Raw genomic sequence first — 20635 nt, 5'->3', positions numbered from 1 at the left:
CCCGGGAAATCTGCAAGAAGTGGATGTGTAGGTCACAAGTGGTTCTGAGTGCCGTTCAGGTTGATTGTGGAATCAGTATGCAGGCCGTGTCGGCTGCCGACCCACTCGCCTACGTGGAGCGCCCGCCTCAAGCGCATCGCCCATCGCACAGGGAACGCGATGCACGCTGTTCGAGGCACGCGGGCGCACCCCCGATCCGGTTCCCGTTCCCCGGGCCTCGGCGTGCGGTGCTTTGTGCGTGCCGCGCGCAGGCAGCGCACGGGTGGCGAGCGCATTGCGCGTGGTGCAGAGCGGGCCGGAGTGCCTGGGGTTGCACCTTCCGTAGCGGCATGTGGTCCGGTGGACTCACGTCCCGATCCCTTGAGCGCTTGAGGAAAGGTCCCTGCTCATGCATTCGTCTTTCGTGCCATCCCGCCAGATCAAGATCGGGGACGCGGCGGTCTTCGCCGACACCACGCCACGGGCGATCCGCCATTACCACGAGATCGGCCTGCTCCCCGAGCCCGAGCGGGGCAGCGATGACCGCCGCCGCTACGGGTACGAGGACATGATCCACCTGCTGTGGATCCGCAAAATGGCCGACGCCGGGATCGCCCTCGACGACATCCGTGACGCCTTCACGGCCGGCACGGCTACCACCGGCACGGTTGCCGCCGGTCCGGAGAGCGGAGACGGTATCGCGGGCATCCTGGAGCGCTTGGAGGAAACCTTCGCCGAGCAGGAGGCGGAATTGCGGCGGCAGCGGACCGCCGTGCAGCGGATGCGCACCGAAGGCAGCCGGATGGGCCTGCTCTCCGACTTCGTCACGGACCGTCTCAAAGGCCTGCCCGAGGGCTCCTTGCGCCAGGCGGACCTGGACACTCTCCTGGTCACCGAGCGGATCTTTGGCCCGCTCGGCGCGGCCGTCCAGGCCTCCCGCTTCATCGCCTTGGCCACGCATCCTTCTCTGCGGGAGGACTCCGACCGCATCGATGAAGCCGAGGAGGCGCTCGATGACGGTGTCGCCGTCGATGATCCACGGGTGACTCAAGTGGCCGCCGAGCGGCACGCCTTCGAAAGCGCCCTGCAGGCCGTCATCGAGGAATCCGGCCTGGATGAGGAGGACGATGCCCTGTTCGACGCCTGGGACGCTTTGCACCCTGCTGCTGAGGATGACGGCGCTCCCGCCGATGACGGCCAGGACGAGGCCGGCCCCAGCTCTGGCAGGCGGAAGGTCGGCTCCATGAGCGCGCTCGAAGTCATCGGCATGGTGCCTTACGACGCCTCCCCAGCCCGACGGCGCTGTGTCGAACTGGCCATGGAGCTGTCCACCCAAGACTCGTCCGCCACCTGAAAGGCGCACTGGCCACCAGCCACCGCTGCCGTGTAAGACCAACCCGCGTGCGCGGGAAGCACTTACCGGGAAGCGCGCCGGCAGCAGTATCGATGGGACCACCCCCGCGCGTGCGGGGAGCACCCTCGTCGAGCTCAGGGTCCTGGAGCTGGGACGGGACCACCCCCGCGCGTGCGGGGAGCACCGTTCGGTATCCGACCGTTTTCCGAACGCGCCGGGACCACCCCCGCGCGTGCGGGGAGCACTCTTCCTGACCTGCATGTCTACCGGTGGGTAACCGGGAAATCTGCAAGTTGTGGCTGTGCAGGTCACAAATGGTTCCCAGCCCCAGTCCCAGTGCCGCGTCCAGCGTCAGCTCCTGTGCCAGGCGTGCAGTAATGCAGTAATGCAGTGCCCAAGTGATGCAGAGCGTGGCACCAGTATGCAGGCCCTCCCGGGTTGCCTGCATACGAGCAGCGCTTGGCGCTCGTGCGCTCTGTCCGCCTGCCCGCGCGCGCTCGTTCCGCTCGTTCGCCCGTTCGAGCGCGTGCGCGAGCGGGCAGGGGAGTGGCAACGAGAGCTGGGCTGGTCTGCCGTACGAGCTGCGCGGAACGAGCAGCGGGCAGCGACGAGCAGTGAGCAGCGAACAGCGTCCTTGCGGCGACAGCGTGGGCACTGTGGGAACCGCGTGGTGACCGGAGTCCGAACAGCGCGCCCGACCACGGCGCCCGACCAGCGCGGCGATCGTTGGTGACCGGCGACCAGCATGGCCACAAGCGCGCTGACCGGCGGGGCGGTCGCGATCAGGGCCCCGAGCGTGCCGGCCGGTGTCCACAGCATTCACCAGGCACAGCGGTTCCAGCGGATCAAGGGGGTCAGGGAATCCAGGGGAGACCAAGAGGTCCGAAGGGTCCAAGGAACCCGAGGTGTTCCAGGAGTTCAAGGAGGAGATCCCCGTGGGCAAGGCGATCATGTACAACGTGGTCTCGGTGGACGGCTTCGTCGCGGACGAGAACGACCAGCCCGGACCGCTGTTCGACTGGTACTTCAACGGCGACGTCCCGTTGGACGACAACGGCTGGATGACGGTCTCGCAGGCCTCCTACGACCACACCCGGCCGTACTGGGGCCAGATCGGGACGACCATCGTCGGCCGCCACGTGTTCGACCTGACGAACGGCTGGGACGGGACGCCTCCGGGCGGGGGTGAGCACGTGGTCGTCGTGACGCACCGGCCGGCGCCCGAGGACTGGGACCCCGAAGCGCCGTTCCACTTCGTCGAAGGCATCGAAGCCGCCATGGCCAAGGCGCAGGAGCTTGCGGGGGACCGGGTGGTCAACGTCGCCGCCGGCGATGTCGGTGGCCAGGTGTTCGCCGCGGGTCTGATCGACGAGGTGCGCATGGACGTCGCGCCGGTCGTGCTCGGGTCCGGCAAACGCTTCTTCGGATCCGTCCACGCGCAGCACCTCTTGGACGGTCCTGACGTGGTGATCCAGGGAAACAGGGTGCTCCACCTGAGCTATCGAGTGCGCGGTTAGCGTCTCGATCCGGAGGCGCATTGCGCGTCATTATTGAGCGCAGATGCTTCGGTGATATGAAGGCGTTTTCCGGGCGCGAATGCACGTTCTTCGGTGTGCGCCGTGAATGGGTTTCTTTTTTGGCTTTCGCAGTGAGAGTCTTTCTGGGTCGGTAGAGGCGCCACCGGAAACCCTTGACGCAGCCCTGTGCGTTTCTGTTGGTCATGACCATCTGGAGAGTATCTGGCTAGGGTTCTGTTCCCATATCACTCGCTTTGTTCGACCGGAACTTGCGAACGGGGAACAAAATCCCTACCTTGGCCTGGCGCTCTTCGGTATTCAGGGCTGAATGGGCGCGCCGAAGGGCCAGGGTGGACGATAGCTCCGAGGGGGCGCTGCAGAACAGGTATGATCAACCGCGTTCTCTTTTTCTCACACGTCGCACTTCTTCTTTTCTCCGTTCTTTTGGCAGGGTTCACACTGGCTGGTGCGGAACCGAGGATGATGACCACCCAGCACTCTGAAACGGTCTGGATCACCGTGGACGAGGGATCCGCTCAACAGTCGGAAGTGGTCGAGACCGTCCAAGAGGTCGCCGAAGAGCACGACTCAGCGATCGGTTACGCCGCCCGCGATGTGCACCGGCCCGACGCGCTGACCCACATGTACCTGGCCGTAGGCGATGCCGATTCTCCCTACGCCGAGTGGCTGGATCAGGGCTACCCTTCCTTCGGCCGGCTCATGGAACTTCGGGTTCATCCGATCGAGGACTTCTCCCGAGCCACCAGCGCACGGGGCGACTACCTTGTCTTCGGTGACCCAGCCGCTGGTCCGGCGCTGGTCGACGCTCTGTCCCAGCACGGGTTGAAGGAAGAGCAGGGTGTTTCCGCGGCTCAGCTCTGGGAGTTCGCGGTCGACGGCCCGGTTGCGCGCGTGGGGCTGGTGGGGCTGCTGGTCATCGCTGCGGGAACGGCGGCCGGGGTGCTGACCGCATCGACCGCTTACGCCGTATGCCGTCTGCAGGGGCGCTCCTACTGGTCGATCTTGGGCAGAGACCTCAAGGCCCTGGCCAGAGTGTGGGCGATGGCGGTGCCGGCCGTCGCGGCGGTGACCCTGGCCGTGCTGGGGGTCTACAACGGCTGGAACCAGATCGCATTGTTCACCCGGACCGCATTGGTGTTCACGGCGCTTTTCAGCGCGGCAGCCCTGGCCGTGCATTCCACCGTTCTGGCCGTCGTGCACCTGACACCGCTCATCCCGGCGCTCAAGGGCAGACTTCCGGTGCGCTCCACGGTGGTGGGCACGTATCTGGTCCGCATTCCGGCACTGGTCCTGGTCCTGGCCGTTCTGGGGGCTTTCGTCGCAGCCTCACAGCGCGCCGCTGAACAACAGGCGGCGATGCCTGCCTTTGCGGAGACCGAGGAGACATCGCGGCTGGGTCTGTCCCGTGCTCTGAGTGCCCAGGAGGCCGGAGAAGGTGTCGACCGACCGCTGGGACAGTGGCTCCGCTCGGCCGATGCCCGCGGCGAACTTGTCCTGGCAGCCCAGGCTTCGAGCTTCGACACTGCCCAGGACCCCGCGGCGGAAGAGGGCTTCGACGCGGTCATCGTCAACGATCGTTACCTGGAAGAACACGACCTGTTCACTGCGGACGGCCAACGCGTGGAGTCCGCTGACCAGGACCAGGACCACGACCAGGTGCGCATTCTTGTTCCGCCCTCCCAGAGCGAGCGTGTCGACGACTTGCACGCGAACGGCCCAGGTGGCTGGTTCGACATCTACGAGGAGGACCCGGGCAGCGTTGAGTTCTCCGCCGAGGCCTTGGCGGCGGGCCAGGAGGTCTTCACCTACGGATCCTTCGCCGACATGATCCCCCGTCCCCTCGTGCGCGACCCGGTCGTGATCGCCCTGCCCTCGGAACAGGTCCTCTCGGAGAGCAGCTATGTCACCTTCATGACCCAGAATGCAGTGGCCTTTCCCGACCCGGCTGTGGCCGACCGGTTGCGCGAGGATCCACAGATGGCCGAGTACATCAGCATGGTGCAACCGGTCCGAGACCTCGCAGCTGCCGAGTACGGCGAAACCGTCGCCGACATACGCATCGAGGGTCTCAACCTGGGCGCCGCGGCTGTCGTTCTACTGCTGACCTCCGTGGCCACCTGTTTGGTCGTCGTCCGTGTCCGAGCTCAGACGATCTTCGCCCGACACATCAGCGGGTGGTGTTTCCTCGCCGTGCACCGACGGTTCCTGATCGCCGAGGTCCTGGTGCTCTCGGCCTTTGTGGGTTGGTCCTTCCTACGGGCCAGGTCCGATCTCGCCACCTCGTACGGCGGACTCGACCCGGTCCAGGCCGCCCAAGCCTCGCTCGCCCCCGCCCTGGCCGGCTGCATCGCCCTCGGTGCGCTGGCCTTGACCGTGCTCACTCTGGCCGTTCTACACCGCCGCGTGATTCGTGACGGAGCTTCCCAGGCATGAAACGGAGCAGCATGATCGCGACCGAAAACCTGACCAAGTCCTTCGGGGAGCGTCACCTGTGGCGTGACCTGGACCTGACCGTGCACGGCGGACGAATGTTGGCTCTGGTCGGCGCGAGCGGGACCGGTAAGACCACCCTGCTCAACTGTTTGGGCTTGCTCGAACCGCCTACGCGCGGGCGCATCGTGTTCGAAGGCCGCGACTTGGCCGCAAGCTGGCCGGGGCGGCGGCGCCGGTTCCGCCGTGACCACCTGGGCTACCTGTTCCAGGACTATGCGCTGATCGACAACGCCACGGTGCGGGCCAACCTCGAAGTCGCACGCAGAGCTGACGTTGCTGAGCGCTCCGCGGCCCTGGAGCGGGTAGGCCTGGGCGGTCGGGAGAAAGAGACCGTGCACCACCTGTCGGGTGGTGAACAACAGCGGGTCGCCCTGGCGCGGCTGATGGTGAAAAATCCATCGGTCGTGCTGGCCGACGAACCGACCGGGGCTCTGGACGAGGCCAACACGTCCATGGTCATGGACGTGTTGGGCGAGATGGCCCGGAGCGGTTGCGCTGTGGTCATCGCTACCCACGTCACGAGCGTTACGCAGGCCTGCGACGACGTCTTCGATGTCTCCGACCAAGCCTTCCGGGCCGGACGCCTGCCACGGCGCGACCGCGTCTGGTGAGACCGTTGTGCGCGACGAAGCGGACGCAGGGTACTGGGCTCGCGCGAACGCGAAGCGGGCCACGATGAACAACGAGTCGTTCTACAGTGCCGAATGCTGACGGCGCCTACCTGATGCCGGGGGTGTGATTCCCGGTTCTCGGTGAAGGCCCCAACCGGCCGTTCGTGACCGGCTGGCCGGGGCCTTCCGGTAGTGCGGATCCGCGTTTGCTTTCCAGGGGCGGCGCGGGTCCGCTCCCCCCTTTCCACGTCGACACCTCCCAGGCCCACTCCGTCCGCATCTGGAACCACTGGCTCGGCGGCGAGGACCACGACCCGCCCGACCGCGAGCCGGGGGATCGCATCGCCGCGCGAGAGTTCGGGGATCTTACTGGAGCCAGTTTCAGCGCCGAAATCGGCTCTGGTGGCAAGATCCCCGCGGATGGGGCCTGGCCTGGTCGGCCCACTCAGCTCACGGGCACATCCGTGATCTCGCCGAACTCGGGCACGTCGACATCCACGCTCTCGACCCCCTCCTCCAGCGGATACATCGCCCAGTAACTCACCGACTCCCCGGACTCCAACCGGTCGGTGACGCTGGAACCGAGGCGCTCCGAGCACAGGCACCTGTCGTCGGCGTCGGTCAGCGGGCGGTACTTCATGTTGCCCGCATCGACCAGGGAGACGCCGGCCAGGTCGAACATGCCGTAGTCCCCGGGCGTGAGCACGTTGCCCAGGTAGAGGTCGTCGGAGCCGTCGTACTCGATCGTGTACACGACCGTCGCGTACTGGCCGCTCGCGTCGCGCGAGACCTCGTTGACCTCGACGACCGCGTCCATGGTGTCGTCGCTGGTGCCCTGCGCGCTGGCGAGGGCCTCCAGCTCGGCGGGGGCGGAAGGCGCGGAAGACGCCGAAGGCGCGGCGGAGGCCTGGACGGGCGTCAGCGCCAGGAGCAGGGCCCCGGCCGCGCCCACGGCCAGGAAGCCGGTCCGGCGCGCACTTACGCGCGTACCCAGGCGCGCGCTCAGGCGAGCGCCGCCTCGGGACGTGCCCTCCGTGCTGGTGATGGGGGTGGGGATCGGGGTGTCTTCACTACGCATAGGTGCAGTCCTCACTTGCTTCACGCTTCATGCTTCACGTCGCGGGCTTCAGGCTTCGGGCTTCAGGCATCGCGCTTGATGTCTCGACGCAGCCGAGCCTCACTTGTCCAACGTGATCGTCACCCGGCGGTTCTGCTCCCGCCCGTCCTCGGAGTCGTTCTCGGCCACGGGGTCGGCCGACCCGTGTCCCTCGACCTCCCACTCCACGTCCCCGCTGTCCACGAGCTCGGCCAGCAGCTCCTCCACCGCCTCGGCCCGGTCCTGCGACAGCGGCTCGTTCACCGCGTCGTTGCCGGTGTTGTCGGTGTGGCCGTCGATGTGCACGGTCTCGATCCCGGCGTCGTCGATGTCCTCGGCGACCTGCTCGAGGGACTGCTCGGCGTCGTCGTTCAGGTTGGCGCTGTCGGTGGCGAACAGCACGTCCGAGGAGATGTCGTAGCTGATCTCGTCGTCGGTCTCGCTCCGCTCCAGCCCCTCGGAGCCATCCCCGTCACTGTCACCATCGCCGTCCCCGTCGCCCTCGCTGTCGTCCCCGGCACCGCCGGCCAGCTCGTCGACGTTCTCCTGCAGGTCCAGCACCACAGGCTCGTTCAGGTCGGGGTGGTCGGTCTCCTCGCCGTCGCTGATGGGGATGTTGTGGAACGGCGGCGCGATACGCGTCAGCACCGACATGCTCTCCGCGCCCCCGGTCGGCTCGGGGAAGGTCACCCACGCCTCTTCCACGGTCCCGGCCTCGATGCCGTCGTCGAGCCCGCCGCAGTAGCAGTCGTCCTCACCCGCGGTGGAGAACGCGACGTGGTGCTTCTGCTCCTCGGCGTCGAGCAGCGTCATCCCGGACAGGTCCCCGCCGCCGAAGTCGCGGTCGTACATGCCGTGCAGTGTCCCCACGTCGTCGTCGGAGTGGTTGTGCACGCCCATGGTCAGGCGCAGCACCCCGTCGCCGATGCGTTCGAGGGCGCGCACCTCCAGCTCGAGCTCGTAGTCGTCGTGCGCGACGACGGTGGTGCTGACGGGCAGTTCGGCGGTCCCACCGCCGGCGCCCTCGGCTCCATCGCCGTTGTCGCCGTTCTCGGAGGCCTCTCCGCTCTCGTCCCCGCCGGACTCCCCGGAATTGTTGCCGACGAGCCCGCAGCCGGCTGTGAGGAGCACGAACGCGCTGCCGAGGGCGAGCAGGCGCAAGGGGGTGGTCCTGGAGTGTGTGTGTTCTTCGTTGGTGTCCATGTCTCCCGCTCGTATCGGGGACGGACCGGGGTTCATGGGCCCGTCGGGGCTGTTCTCCGTGTTCGGTGCGCTGACGGTCTTTCGCCGCTCTTCCCCGCTTGTCTCTCCGATGCAGCGCGCGTTCGGAGTTTTCGGAGGGGCTCCCCGATCCCGTACCGGCGGGCTCACGTGCCGCCCCGGACGGCGGAACGACCGGGCCCGCGTTCACTGCGCGCCCGCCCGGGGGCGCAGCGCGACACGGGGTGGGGGAGCCTGCGCGCCCGGGCACCGGGGCTCTCGGGCGCGCGCTCCACCCGACTCAGCCCATCGCCACGTCGGTGATCTCGCCGAACTCGGGGATCTCCACGTCCACGCTCTCCACCTCGTCGGGAACCTTGTAGAGCGCCCAGTAGGTGTAGGTCTCGTTGGGGTCGATCCGGTTCTCGGCCGAGTTCCCGTGCGTCACCGTGCAGATGCATTCGGTCTCGGCGTTCATCAAGGGGTGGTAGCGGGTCGCTCCGCCCTGGTCGGCCAGGGTGACCCCGGCGAGGGCAGAGCTGCTGTAGTCGCCGTCCGAGTCGAGCGTCGTTCCCATGTGCACGCCGTCGGTCCCGTTGTTGGAGATGCTGTAGACCACGCTCACGAAACCGCCGGAGGGGTGGCGGGAGACTTCGTTGACCTCCGCGACCATGTCTGCGGTGTCCTCGCCGGTCCCCTCGGAGCTGCCCAAGACCTCCAGGTCGGCGGAGGAGGGCGCGTCCGATTCGGTGGCCCCGGCGCTGACGGGTACGAGGGCCAGGGCCAGGGCCGCGGCCGTGCCCAGGACGAGCGTGCGGGTGGGGCGCGGACCCTGCACGGATTCTTGGCGGGGGGTCTGTTGCGTGCTCATCGCTGGTGTCCTCACTTGTCCAGGGTGATGGTTACGCGGCGGTTCTCCGCGCGGCCTTCGTCGGTGTCGTTGTCGGAGACGGGGTCGGCGGACCCGTGCCCCTCGGACTCGTAATCGACGCCGCTGCTGTCCACGAGCTCGTCGAGCAGGTCCTCGACCGCGTCGGCGCGGTCCTGTGACAGCGGTTCGTTGACCCCGTCGTTGCCGGTGTCGTCGGTGTGGCCGTCGATGTGCACGGTCTCGATCCCGGCGTCGTCGATGTCCTGGGCGACCTGTTCCAGGGTCTGTTCGGCGTCGTCGCCGAGGTTGCTGCTGTTGGTGGCGAACAGGACGTCCGAAGAGATGTCGTAGCTGATCTCGTCGTCGGTCTCGTTGCGCTCCAGCCCGTCGGAACCGTCGCGGTCGCCGCCGTCGCCGTTGCCTCCATCGGAGTCCTCGTCCGAGCCTTCGGAGCCGTCCTCGTTCTCCGGCCCGTCCCCGACCATCTCGTCGGAGATGTCGCGCAGTTCGAGGAGCACCGGCTCCTCCAAGCCCGGGTCCTGGATCTCTTCGCCCTCGGACACGGGGACCGCGGGGAAGGGCGCCGTGGTGGGGGTCAGCACCGTGAGGGACTCGGCCCCGCCTTCGGGCGCGGGAAAGGTCACCCATGCCTCTTCGAACGTGCCGGCCTCGACGCCGTCCTCCAGGCCGCCGCAGTGGCATGTGCCGTCGGAGGACAGGGTGAATGGCAGGTGCTGTAGTTCGGTGGAGGGATCCAGGAGGCTGATACCGGAGATGTCCTTGTCGCCGATGTCCTTGTTCTCCAGGACCCGGAAACTTCCGATGTCGTCGTGGCCGTGGTTGCCCACGCCTACGGTCAGGCGCAGGATCCCGTCCCCGACGGTCTCGAGTGCCCGAACCTCGATCTCCAGGTCCGGTCCGTACTCGGAGGAAGTGGTGGTCGAGCTGACGGGAAGCTCGGAGCCGCCCTCGCCGTTCCCTGCGGCCTCCTCTCCGCCGTCGTCTCCGCCCTCGCCGGGGTTTTCGGAGTTGTCTCCGACGAGCCCGCAGCCGGCTGTGAGGAGCACGAACGCGCTGCCGAGGGCGAGCAGACGCAGGGGGAGGGTTCCAGGGGGCGTGTGTTCTTCGTTGGTGTCCATGTCTCCCACTCGGTGTCGAGGACGGACCGGGGGTCAGGGGTCCGCATTCGGCCGTCAGTCATCTCGACGAGCCACGCCGAACCCAACACAGTGTTTCTAGCTTGCTGGTCGACGTTGGCTTCTTGTCCTTCTTGGTTAGCTCCGATGCGTGCGGTGTCGGATGAGTTCCCGCTCGGAGTTCGCAAAATCCCGACGTCCACCGCACGGCCACCGCCCCGGGCCGCGTTTCTGCCCGTCCGACCAGGAGTTCGATGGTGTGGATCCCGCCTTGACCGGGGCAGAAAGAAGTGTGGACACAGTGTGATGGTGCGTAAACCCCCAGAGATCGAACGAGGCCAGCGCGGCCGGACGAGCCTCGAAGGCCCCGAAGGCCCCGAAGGTCTCGGAACCCACGAAGCCCACGGAGGCTACGGAGACCGTGAAGGCCACGAAGGCCACGAAGGCGGAACTGCAGGACCCAACCCCACGACAACGGACCCCACCCGTAGGCCCGGGCGGGGTCCGTGGAAACGAATGCGGATTGTGGAAGGAACGGGGATCAGGTGTGGCGGGACGCGACCCGGGCTCGGAACCGGTGTCGGGATCTGGATCGGGGCCGGCTCCGCCCTCGGAGCTGGTTCCGACCTCGGAGCTGGTTCCGGCTCGTGCTCTGGGGTCGGAACGGAAGCCCGAAAAGAGCCCGGTGCGGAACGCGGCGGAGAACCCGCGACGGAACTCGGCACGGAGCCCAGGATCGAACCCGGAGCGGGATTGCAGACCGGGGCCGGAAGGCCCTCAGGAGCAGCCCGCGGGACGCTTTTCGGGACGGCCCCCGGAACATTCCGGGTCCGGGTCAGCTGCTCGGCGGCGTACCGGGGGAGTCGGAGACGAAGGTGCCCCGCTGCGGCAGTGTCACGACCCAGCCCTCGGAGCGAAGGAGTGCGATCGCTCTGCGGGCCGTGTCTCTGGCGACGTCGTAGTCGGCGACCATCTTCGACTCGGACGGGATCGGATCTCTCGGCTTGAGCTCCCCTGACTTGATCCGGTCACGGAGCGCCGTGGCCACCTGCTTGTAGATGGGGGTCGGGTCGAAGCGGTCAACATCCATGGCGGACACGTTAAGAACGTTTGGAACAGAGAACATATGGGCAATGTTGCCAACAAGGCATACAAGTTGAGGTAACGTGAGCCCCCTACAGCCCCTCAAGCAGGAGCCCGGAGGTGCCACCGGCACCCCCGGGCCCGGGACAAGCGAACGGAGCCGCTTGTCATGTCGAACGTCGTCACCCCAGTCGTCGATACGCCCCCGCGAACACCGACCCCCGGAGTGCAGCGCCCCCGCTCGGGAGGTACTGCGGTCACTGCTTCGGGAGAACGAACACTCCGCGCCCCTGCACGGCTCTCAGGAGCCCGGCATCTTCCAGGTATCCGGTTGCCTTCAGCACCGTTCCTCTGGAGACCCCGAACTCCTGCAGCAGCTGTGTGAGTGAAGGGATGGCTCTACCCGCCGGGTAGACCTCGGCCTCGATGCGGGCCAGGAGGATCGCAGCAAGCTGCTTCCACACCGGGTCCATGCCCTCGTCGTCGATTTCCGTGTCAGGCCCGTAGCCACTCGGCAAGTCCATGTCCAGAGCATGGCTGAGTGAGGGTCAACAGTTCCCAGTGGGTCAGTATCAAGAAGTCTATGTACGGGTAGGTAAGAGTGAAGTACGATCAGAGCAACCGATGAACGCAAGGACCCCGGCGACGTGTAGCAGCACGCCCCGGGGCCATGGCCGACCTGTAAGGGCAGATCGACATGAAAAGCGTACTTGCGGTGCCACCCGAACGTGTGTTGGCACCTGTCCCCAACCTCAGTCCGCCTCCGTCTACGCTCCAGCCTCCGCCTCCACCTCCTCCCTGTGAGGCGAGCTCGACCCCGGAACGGGCCCCCGCTCAGCCGCTGGTCCGGACCCCCGAACCCCTGAAACTCCTCAACTCGTTCCACCCGCTCGGCGCCTTCGGCTCCCTCAGCTCAGTGAGCTCTCTGAGTCCGCGGAACCCCTCGATCCTGCCGAACCCGCTGAGCACCCTCAGGCAGCTGAGCTCACTCCACTCGCTCGGCTCCCTCAACTGGGGACGGGAGGAGCGTCGACAGCGATCGCGCCGGGTGCGCAGGTACGCGTCGGACCTGTCGCACGTGTCTCCCGCTCGCCGCGTCCTCTCCGTTGCCCCCGCTGCCCTCGCAGCCGGCCCGGGCGCACCTGCGTCCGCGACCGCTCCCTCCTCCGAAGGTGGGGCCGAGGTCGGACCCGGCGCCGCATCCGGACCCGGTTCCGGGGTCGAAGTCGGGACCGGGACCGGGGTCGATCCCACCGCCACGGTGATTGGGTCCGGAGGTAAGCATCGTCGAGCGGCGGCCGGAAGGGGCTCCGGGGGTAAGCCTGGAGTCCGTCGTCCCGGATGCGGGCTCAGCTCGATGCTCGACCCCGGGCTCGTGTCCGAGTCCGGGGCAGCCTCCGAGTCCAGGTCCGCGCCCGAGTGCCGGACTACGTCCGAGCCCGGGGCTGAGTCGACGCCCGCATCCGTGATCAAACCGATACATGGCCCGGGGGCTGGGTCGGATCTCGCGCCGGAGCTCGAGTCGGCGCCCGAGATCCGCCCTTTGTCCCCTGAGGTCCGGCCTTCGGGCGACGAGACCTGGCCGACGGCCCCCTCGAGCCGACGCTCGAGCTTGCCTTCGGCCCCTTCGGCCCTTTCGGTCCTTCCGGGTCGAACCTCGGCCTCTCCGGGGCGATCTCCGGTGCCTCCGGGCCGGTCTCTGGTCCCCGCGGACCGGTGCTCGGGCCCCGCGATCGGGGGCCGGACCCCCGCTTCCGGGGTCCCCAACACCGCCGAACGGGGGTCTGGAAGGCCTCCTGAGCCCTCGATCGGGGCCTCTCAGAAAATTTTTTCGCCGGGTCTGGGGGTCTGATCCGTGCCTGATGACGAACTCGATAACCCATCAGAAATCGCCCATAAGGGTTCGTGGTGGAAAGCCACCAACGCCGAAACGGGTGAGCCACAACCCAGAACTCGGTTCCGGGAAGGTCTGAGTTCTTCCCCTTTGTCCGATCCGGCGTCCGGCCTCCCGGTCGGCTCGATCAACCGGTCTGACCTGGGATTTCGTTCTGAAGAGCAGGAAGTCGAGGCGTGCCCCGAGCCCGGGTGTGCGCTGCTGATACACCATCGGGGGTTGCACATGGGGCTGGATGGCGCTGAATTCTCCAAAGAGCAAGAAACGCTCTGCGTGTGCCAGGGGGAGGAGCCCTCGGTGGGTTCCATCGCCAGTGTGATCAGCAGTATGCTTCTGACACCGCCCCTTCCGGGGAACGAGGTCCAACTCATCATGTTGGCCGATCTGCTGTTCGGCCGACTGGACCAACGTCTCCGGGCGGGGGAGGAACCGCCATTCTCGTGGAACGTCCTGGGGGCCGAAGACGAGGAAGGGCGTCAGTTCGTGACAAAACGGTACGACGCCCTGTCCGAGAACCTCAGGATGGGTTCCTCGCCGGGAAAGCTCGTGGAAAGCGGACGCCACCTCGAGAAAGCCGGTGTAGAATGGCGGCAGCTCCTCCAGGCAATGGAGGTAGGTTCGGCAATGCCCGAACCGTGGTGGAGGTCGGTGCCGCGGCCCGTGGAGGGGGCGGGCCTTGGACGACCGAGTCCGGGCCGCAGGGTGGATTGAGGGGGATGAAGCCCTGCGGTACCGGCCACCGCGAAGCAGCAGGACCCGCAGTACCAGCAGCACCAGCAGGGCCAAGCAGGATCGCATGACCCGCAAGACAGCATGACCACAAGAGAATGAGGCCGGAAGACCACAGGTCACGAGGTGACACGGTCGACCGGCCCACAAACCCCCGGTTCATGTTCAGGTGACGCCGAGCAGACACTGGAAGTGAACCGGGACTCCAGGGCCCCCGGGCCTGTCTCAGGAAACAGGCCCGGGGGTACCTGGACACAGAGCCATATTGTGGGGGAGAAGGGCTCCGCGGCGAAAGCCGCGGAGCCTCTTTCTGTGCGGACGGACAGTGCGATTCCGGTCCGGGCCTTAACCTGATTCCGGTGGGCCCTGCGCCTCGAACCTATATAGAACAGTTTTCGCGCAGATTCACACAGACCTGCGCATCAGCATGACTGGTGTCTATATAACTTCGGGGCCCTCTCGATCGGTGCGACAGAGGATCAACGGAGCGCGCGGCACCGGATTTCCAACTGAAGGCGGAACCGGACCCGCTACTTGCCGGCCACCGAGAAGCCCCCATCGAGCATGGCGACGGCGGTGGGATCTTCGCCATGGCGGCCGTCGAACTCGGTGAACGCCTGTTCGGTCTCCGCGTGCACCTGCTGCACGACCGGGAGCCATTCGCGGTGGGTGACGATCCAGAACTGATCGTTCCGCATGGCCTCGACGACCTGCTCGCCGACCTTGTCCGGGCCCGCGCCACCAGCGAGCTGAGCAGCGTTGCGCACGATCGACTCGGCGTCGACCTCGCGGCCGAGCATCTTCTTCTGCAGTGCTCCGTCGTTCTGGACGATGCGGGTCGCGACCGTGCCCGGACAGAGCACGGAGACCCCGATCTCCGTCTCGTCGAGCTCCTCGCGCAGGACCATGTTGAAACCGATACTCGCGAACTTGGACGACGTGTACGCGCTGGTGTTCTTCATGGGCACGATCCCGGCCATGGACGAGGTGCTCATGATGTGCGCCCGGCCGCCGTGCTTCTTGAAGCGGGGGAGGAAGGTGTCGACACCCAGATACTGGGCGTCGAGGTTGATGCTGTGCACCCAGCGCCACGTCTCGTACGGGGTGTTCTCGAACGCTGCGGTGCCGCTCACGCCGGCGTTGTTGCAGAGGATGGAGATCGGGCCCAGCGCCTCTTCGGCCTGGTCGGCGGCCTGCTTCCAGAGAGCCGGGTCGCTGATGTCGAACACGACCGTGGTGACGGTTCCGCCCTTGGCCCTCAGCTCGTCGGCGGCGGCGTTTACCCGCTCCTCGTCGATGTCGACCAGCGCCACCTTGGCTCCGGCGGCCACGAGAGCCCGGGCGATGCCCAGGCCCAGCCCCGATGCTGCCCCGGTGACGAACGCTGCCTGTCCTTTAGGCCACGACATGGTGCACCCCTCTTTTCGGGTCTGATCCGGTCCGTGCCGGTTGGGTCAGGACGGCTCCGGACGGCTCCGGTCGGCACGGACGGCTCTGGTCGGGGCCGGACGGCTCCGACCGGATCGCTGACCAGGCCAGGCTCTCGAAGAGACCGGACGAGCGGCACCGACAAGTGCGCTCGAACGCCGTCGATCTGACCGCCAGACGCGCGGCCGGCCAACGGGCCCAATGGCTAACGGGCGACGACCGACGACCGACGGCCGACGCCTGCAAGCTCCGGGGTAAAACGACCGGAACGACCGGTTCGGGGGCCTTATGGATCCTCGGAACTTCCGTTGTGCCCACAGCGTCTCGACCGGGTTAGAGCCCACGCCTCCCCGGGGGCGTACCTGGTCAGGCGCGTTCAACCCCGGGGCGTAGCCGCGGCCGGTGCATTTGGGCGGTGCATCACGCCCGGCCACGCTCGATCGGCCAACCCCCGGCTCACTCAACGGCGGAGTGCGAAGGGTGCGGTCCCACGTCAACCACCGGAGCCCCGACCTGGGAATGAGCGGGTCTCATCCTGTCCCTCGGATCTCTCGGGCTTCTCGGAGCTGAAGGGCAGGCACAGAGCGGGCGGAGCAACCGGGGTAAACAGGTGGATCCGGTGGATCCCCGGCCCGGGAGCGAGCGTAGGGAACGGATGAGCGTGTACCCCCGGAGGCCATGCCTCATACGGGGGAGCCGGACCTGAGGCGCCACTGCGGGGAAAACCGCGGAGCCCCTTTCCGCGTGGGCGTCAGTCCTGCTCAGGGTTTTCGCCCGAGTTCTGTCTATCCCACTCATCGAGCCATTCTTGAAGAATTTCTTCTGAGTCCTGAACATCAGGATGATGGGCACCTAGAAATACTCTTTTGTCCCTCAACAGGCCCCTCAATAGTTCGACGGCTCGGGTGGTATCGCCGGATTCGAAGGTCCAGATAGCAATTTCTCTTCGGGTGGTGAGGGTGCGGGGGTGTTCGCGTCCGAGTGTGCGGGCGTAGTCGTTGAGTAGTTCTTCGCAGAGGGAAATAGCTTTGCCCTGTTGTCCGGATTCCCCGAACCAGCCGGCAATGTTCGCCCTAGTGAGGAGGGTGTCAGGATGGTTGGGCCCTAGGATGTGGGTCTGGTCGGCCAGGAGATCCTCGAAAAGGATGATGGCTCTTTTGTGTTGGCCGAGTCGGAAGGCGAGATTGTTGCGGGTGATGAGCGTGTCGGGGTGATGGGGGCCTAGGATCCGGGTTTGGTCGGTCAGGAGTTCTTCGTAGAGGTTAATGGATTTGTTTTGGTGGTCGGTTTCGCCGAGGCAGAGGGCGAAATTATTGCGGATGCGGAGTGTTTCTGGATGGTGGGGGCCGAAGATGCGGGTGTAGTCGGTGAGGAGTTGCTCGAAGAGGGTGAGGGCTTTGTTGTGGTCACCGGCCTCGCTGCAGGAGTGGGCGAGATTGCTGCGAGTTCGGAGGGTGCCGGGGTGATTGGGTCCGAGGGTGTGGGTGTAGTCGGTGAGGAGCTCCTCGAAGAGGGTGAGGGCTTTGTTGTGTTGGCCGGTTTCTCCGAGCCAGCGGGCTATATTTGCCCTGGTGTTGAGCGTGTCGGGGTGATGGGGGCCTAGGATCCGTGTTTGGTCGGTAAGAAGTTTTTTATTGAGGGCGATGGCTTTGTCGAGGCGGTCGGCTTCGCCGAGCCAGAAGGCGAGATTGTTGCGGGTGGTGAGGATGTGGGGGTGGTTGGGTCCGAGGGTGTGGGTTTGGTCCTTGAGGAGTTGCTCGAAGAGGGTGATGGCTTTGTTGTGTTGTCCGGTTTCTCCGAGAAAGGAGGCGAGATTACTGCGGATGCGGAGGGTGTGGAGGTGGTTGGGGCCGAGGATGTGGGTGTAGTCGGTGAGGAGGTGTTCGAGGAGAGTGATTGCTTTGTTGAGATCACCGGCCTTGCCGTAGGAGTGGGCGAGGTTGTTGCGGATGCGGAGTGTGTCGGGGTGGTTGGGGCCGAGGATGTGGGTGTAGTCGGTGAGGAGTTGTTCGAGGAGAGTGATTGCTTTGTTGAGATCACCGGCCTTGCCGTAGGAGTGGGCGAGGTTGTTGCGGATGCGGAGTGTTTCGGGGTGGTTGGGGCCGAGGATGTGGGTGTAGTCGGTGAGGAGTTGTTCGAGGAGGGTGAGTGCTTTGTTGAGATCGCCGGCCTCGCCGTAGCAGCTGGCGATGCTTGCTCTGTTGGTGAGGGTTTTGGGGGGGTCGGGGCCGAGGATGCGGGTGTAGTCGGTGAGGAGTTGTTCGAGGAGGGTGAGTGCTTTGTTGAGATCGCCGGCCTCGCCGTAGCAGCTGGCGATGCTTGCTCTGTTGGTGAGGGTTTTGGGGGGGTCGGGGCCGAGGATGCGGGTGTAGTCGATGAGGAGTTCTTCGTAGAGGGTGATTGCTTTGTTGAGATCGCCGGCCTCGCCGTAGCAGCTGGCGATGCTTGCTCTGTTGGTGAGGGTTTTGGGGTGGTCGGGGCCGAGGATGCGGATGCGGTCGATCAGGAGTTCTTCGTAAAGGGTGATTGCTTTGTTGAGATCACCGGCCTCGCCGTAGCAGCTGGCGATGCTTGCTCGGTTGGTGAGGGTTTTGGGGTGGTCGGGGCCGAGGATGCGGGTGCAGTCGGTGAGGAGTTCTTCGTGAAGGGTGATTGCTTTGTTGAGATCACCGGCCTCGCCGTAGCAGCTGGCGATGCTTGCTCGGTTGGTGAGGGTTTTGGGGTGGTCGGGGCCGAGGATGCGGGTGCAGTCGGTGAGGAGTTCTTCGTGAAGGGTGATTGCTTTGTTGAGATCACCGGCCTCGCCGTAGCAGCTGGCGATGCTTGCTCGGTTGGTGAGGGTTTTGGGGTGGTCGGGGCCGAGGATGCGGGTGCAGTCGGTGAGGAGTTCTTCGTAAAGGGTGATTGCTTTGTTGAGATCGCCGGCCTCGCCGTAGCAGCTGGCGATGTTTGCTCTGTTGGTGAGGGTCTTGGGGTGGTCGGGGCCGAGGATGCGGATGCAGTCGGTGAGGAGTTGTTCGAGGAAGGTGAGGGCGTTCTCATGGTCGCCGGCGTCTCCGTAGCAGCTAGCGAGGTTGTGGCGGGTGGTGAGTGTGTCGGGGTGGTCGGGGCCGAGGATGCGGGTGCAGTCGGTGAGGAGTTCTTCGTAAAGGGTGATTGCTTGGTTGAGATCGCCGGCCTCGCCGTAGCAGCTGGCGATGTTTGCTCTGTTGGTGAGGGGTTTGGGGTGGTCGGGGCCGAGGATGCGGATGCAGTCGGTGAGGAGTTGTTCGAGGAAGGTGAGGGCTTTCTCATGGTCGCCGGCGTCTCCGTAGCAGCTAGCGAGGTTGTGGCGGGTGGTGAGTGTTTCGGGGTGGTCGGGGCCGAGGATGCGGGTGCAGTCGGAGAGGAGTTGTTCGAGGCAGGTGAGGGCTTTCTCATGGTCGCCGGCGTCTCCGTAGCAGCTAGCGAGGTTGTGGCGGGTGGTGAGTGTGTCGGGGTGGTCGGGGCCGAGGATGCGGGTGCAGTCGGAGAGGAGTTGTTCGAGGCAGGTGAGGGCTTTGTTGTGTTGGTCGGTTTCGACGAGCCAGAGGGCGATATTTGCCCTGGTAGCGAGTGTTTCGGGGTGGTCGGGGCCGAGGATGCGGGTGCGGTCGGTCAGGAGTTCTTCGTGAAGGGTGAGGGCTTTGCTGTGTTGGCCGACTTCGCCGTGCGAATTGGCGAGGTTGTGGCGGGTAGTGAGTGTGTCGCTGTGGTGAGGTCCGAGAACCTGATCGGAAAGTGAGTGCATTTCAGACCAGTAGCGGACGGCTTCTGCGGCACGGCCAGTTTCGCCCAGACTTCGCCCCGCTCGGAACAAGAGGGCATGGCCATTGGGCTCCCACAGCCAGCGCTCGCCACGCCCGTCGGAGGCGGAATGACTGCGAAGCGACCGAGCGTTGTCACGGAGTTGCTGGGCCAGGAAGCTGTCGCGTTCAACTGCGGGCCAGACATCCATCAGGGCGTCAGCCGTGAAGCGCACGGCCTCGTAACTCGGCCGGGTGAGATGGTGTTCGCGCGTTGCGCGCTGTACGAGCTGATGGCAGCGCACGACTGAGGCATCTGTCCTCGGCTCAGCTGGATCATGCTGGCTGTTCCCACGGCTGGTGCGGGAGATCAGGCTCAATCGTTCGAGATTGGCCAGAGCTCCGCGCACTTGATGGGCGCCGATGCTCGGTTGGGGCAGGGGATCTGGAGCGCCAGTACGGCCACGCATGGCGTTCGTGAGTTTCTGGCTGAGGCTCTTCTTGGCCGGGGCCGCAGGTGGTGAAGGGTCCACCCATCTGACGACAGGTTCCGAGGCCAGCACGTCTTCGGGGATGCCGGTCCCGTCCAGGAGCGCGATGATCCCCATCAGTGGGAGCGCAACCCCCTTCGGGCCATAGCTGTCAGCTTGCTCGAGTGAGAGTTCCCAGGTCGTGGCGAGCCGGGCCTGGCTCTCCCAGTCCGGGAAGACGTCATGGAGACTCGTCATCCGGTCGTGGAAGAGCTCGAGATAGGCAGGCGCGTTCAACCGGCGATCGACCATGTAGCTGACCGCCTGGTTCAGCGCCAACGGCAAATACCCCAACGCTTCGGCGAGATCGTCCACGTGCTCGTCGGTGTGGGGGATACCGGCCTCGACCAGGGCGTGCGCGAGGAAAGCCCTGGCCTCTTCCGGACTGTAGACGTCGATGTCGATACGTTCTCGGCCCTGTACCGACAACCCGTGGTCGCGCCTTCGAGTGGTCACCAGTACCCGACCGTTGGGTTGGTCGGCGGGTGGCCAGAGGTCATCGACCTTGGCGGGGTCGGTGAGGTCGTCCCAGACCACGAGCCACCGGCGGCCCTGGTGTTTGTTCGGGTCGCCCAGCCAGGTCAGGAAGAGCTTCGCGGCTTCCTTTGGGTCGTCGGGGACCTGAGGGAAGAGGAATCGCGCCGCTTGTGCATACGCGGTCGTGATGCGTTCGGCGCTGGAGGCTTCGGCCCACACCAGCACGTCCACCCGGTGTTCGGGGTCGGTGACCTGTGTGAGTGTACGCGCGTAGTGGGCTGCGAGCTGGGTTTTTCCGACCCCGCCGGTTCCGGAGAGCACCTGGCGGAGCACCACCGTTCCGGATTGCCCGAGCGTTCGCTCGAGCTCTCCGGTCATCTCACGGGGACGGAAGTGCAGTGCCGGACCGGGCACGGCGCCGACGCGCACAGGCCAGTCGACCTCGTGGGGCG

At 66.1% G+C, this 20635-nt stretch carries 15 protein-coding genes; 7 read left to right on the top strand and 8 right to left on the bottom strand.

All coding sequences use genetic code 11. The features are described from left to right. Positions 1-388 precede the first annotated feature (388 nt). The 6 genes from IDM40_RS18760 to IDM40_RS28680 all read left to right on the top strand — a co-directional run bounded on the left by IDM40_RS18760 (position 389) and on the right by IDM40_RS28680 (position 6514). A complete protein-coding gene (locus IDM40_RS18760) occupies positions 389-1333 on the top strand; it encodes a MerR family transcriptional regulator (RefSeq protein WP_193123329.1) in 945 nt (314 codons plus the stop codon). 905 nt (positions 1334-2238) lie between these two features. Continuing rightward, positions 2239-2850, top strand: a complete 612-nt coding sequence (locus tag IDM40_RS18755) for a dihydrofolate reductase family protein (protein WP_328807064.1) — start codon at positions 2239-2241, stop codon at positions 2848-2850. Between the two features lie 387 nt (positions 2851-3237). Next, on the top strand, positions 3238-5304 hold the full coding sequence (locus IDM40_RS18750; RefSeq protein ID WP_193123328.1) for a bacteriocin-associated integral membrane family protein: 2067 nt from the start codon (positions 3238-3240) through the stop codon (positions 5302-5304). Positions 5305-5315: 11 nt separating this feature from the next. Further along, complete coding sequence (locus IDM40_RS18745; protein ID WP_193123327.1) at positions 5316-5975, top strand: ATP-binding cassette domain-containing protein; 660 nt, start codon at positions 5316-5318, stop codon at positions 5973-5975. After that, a complete protein-coding gene (locus IDM40_RS28950; RefSeq protein WP_193123326.1) occupies positions 5917-6075 on the top strand; it encodes a lactococcin 972 family bacteriocin in 159 nt (52 codons plus the stop codon). Before IDM40_RS18745 ends, IDM40_RS28950 begins: the two co-directional genes overlap by 59 nt. 64 nt (positions 6076-6139) lie before the next feature. Continuing rightward, positions 6140-6514 carry an SAM-dependent methyltransferase gene (locus IDM40_RS28680; protein ID WP_328807063.1) on the top strand — a complete coding sequence of 125 codons (375 nt, stop codon included), beginning with the start codon at positions 6140-6142 and terminating at the stop codon, positions 6512-6514. On the opposite strand, the gene IDM40_RS18730 is transcribed toward IDM40_RS28680, so the two are convergent. The 6 genes from IDM40_RS18730 to IDM40_RS18705 all read right to left on the bottom strand — a co-directional run bounded on the left by IDM40_RS18730 (position 6421) and on the right by IDM40_RS18705 (position 11885). Further along, positions 6421-7053, bottom strand: coding sequence for a hypothetical protein (locus IDM40_RS18730; protein ID WP_193123325.1), 633 nt, complete (start codon positions 7051-7053; stop codon positions 6421-6423). The two genes, IDM40_RS28680 and IDM40_RS18730, sit on opposite strands and share 94 nt — an antisense overlap. A gap of 99 nt (positions 7054-7152) precedes the next feature. Next, positions 7153-8274 carry an OmpA family protein gene (locus IDM40_RS28275; protein ID WP_235997739.1) on the bottom strand — a complete coding sequence of 374 codons (1122 nt, stop codon included), beginning with the start codon at positions 8272-8274 and terminating at the stop codon, positions 7153-7155. A gap of 298 nt (positions 8275-8572) precedes the next feature. Then, a complete protein-coding gene (locus IDM40_RS18720) occupies positions 8573-9142 on the bottom strand; it encodes a hypothetical protein (protein WP_193123324.1) in 570 nt (189 codons plus the stop codon). Between the two features lie 11 nt (positions 9143-9153). After that, a complete protein-coding gene (locus tag IDM40_RS18715; protein WP_193123323.1) occupies positions 9154-10281 on the bottom strand; it encodes an OmpA family protein in 1128 nt (375 codons plus the stop codon). An 832-nt stretch (positions 10282-11113) separates the two neighbouring features. Next, on the bottom strand, positions 11114-11368 hold the full coding sequence (locus IDM40_RS18710) for a winged helix-turn-helix domain-containing protein (RefSeq protein ID WP_193123322.1): 255 nt from the start codon (positions 11366-11368) through the stop codon (positions 11114-11116). Between the two features lie 250 nt (positions 11369-11618). Then, positions 11619-11885 (bottom strand): GntR family transcriptional regulator, encoded by a 267-nt coding sequence (locus IDM40_RS18705; protein WP_193123321.1) that lies wholly within the window; start codon positions 11883-11885, stop codon positions 11619-11621. 1331 nt (positions 11886-13216) lie between these two features. On the opposite strand from IDM40_RS18705, the gene IDM40_RS18700 reads away from it, so the two are divergent. Beyond that, positions 13217-13966 carry a hypothetical protein gene (locus IDM40_RS18700; RefSeq protein ID WP_193123320.1) on the top strand — a complete coding sequence of 250 codons (750 nt, stop codon included), beginning with the start codon at positions 13217-13219 and terminating at the stop codon, positions 13964-13966. A 548-nt stretch (positions 13967-14514) separates the two neighbouring features. Here IDM40_RS18700 and IDM40_RS18695 read toward each other — a convergent pair. Together IDM40_RS18695 and IDM40_RS18690 are read right to left on the bottom strand one after the other, a co-directional pair. After that, positions 14515-15393, bottom strand: coding sequence for an SDR family NAD(P)-dependent oxidoreductase (locus IDM40_RS18695; protein ID WP_193123319.1), 879 nt, complete (start codon positions 15391-15393; stop codon positions 14515-14517). Positions 15394-16163: 770 nt separating this feature from the next. Then, positions 16164-20561, bottom strand: coding sequence for a tetratricopeptide repeat protein (locus IDM40_RS18690; protein ID WP_193123318.1), 4398 nt, complete (start codon positions 20559-20561; stop codon positions 16164-16166). Positions 20562-20635 lie beyond the last annotated feature (74 nt).

This window comes from Nocardiopsis coralli, from assembly GCF_014892575.1.
GTDB classification, from domain to species: domain Bacteria; phylum Actinomycetota; class Actinomycetes; order Streptosporangiales; family Streptosporangiaceae; genus Nocardiopsis; species Nocardiopsis coralli.
Note: the sequence above shows the minus strand (reverse complement) of the source record. Positions and strands in the feature narration are given on the sequence as shown.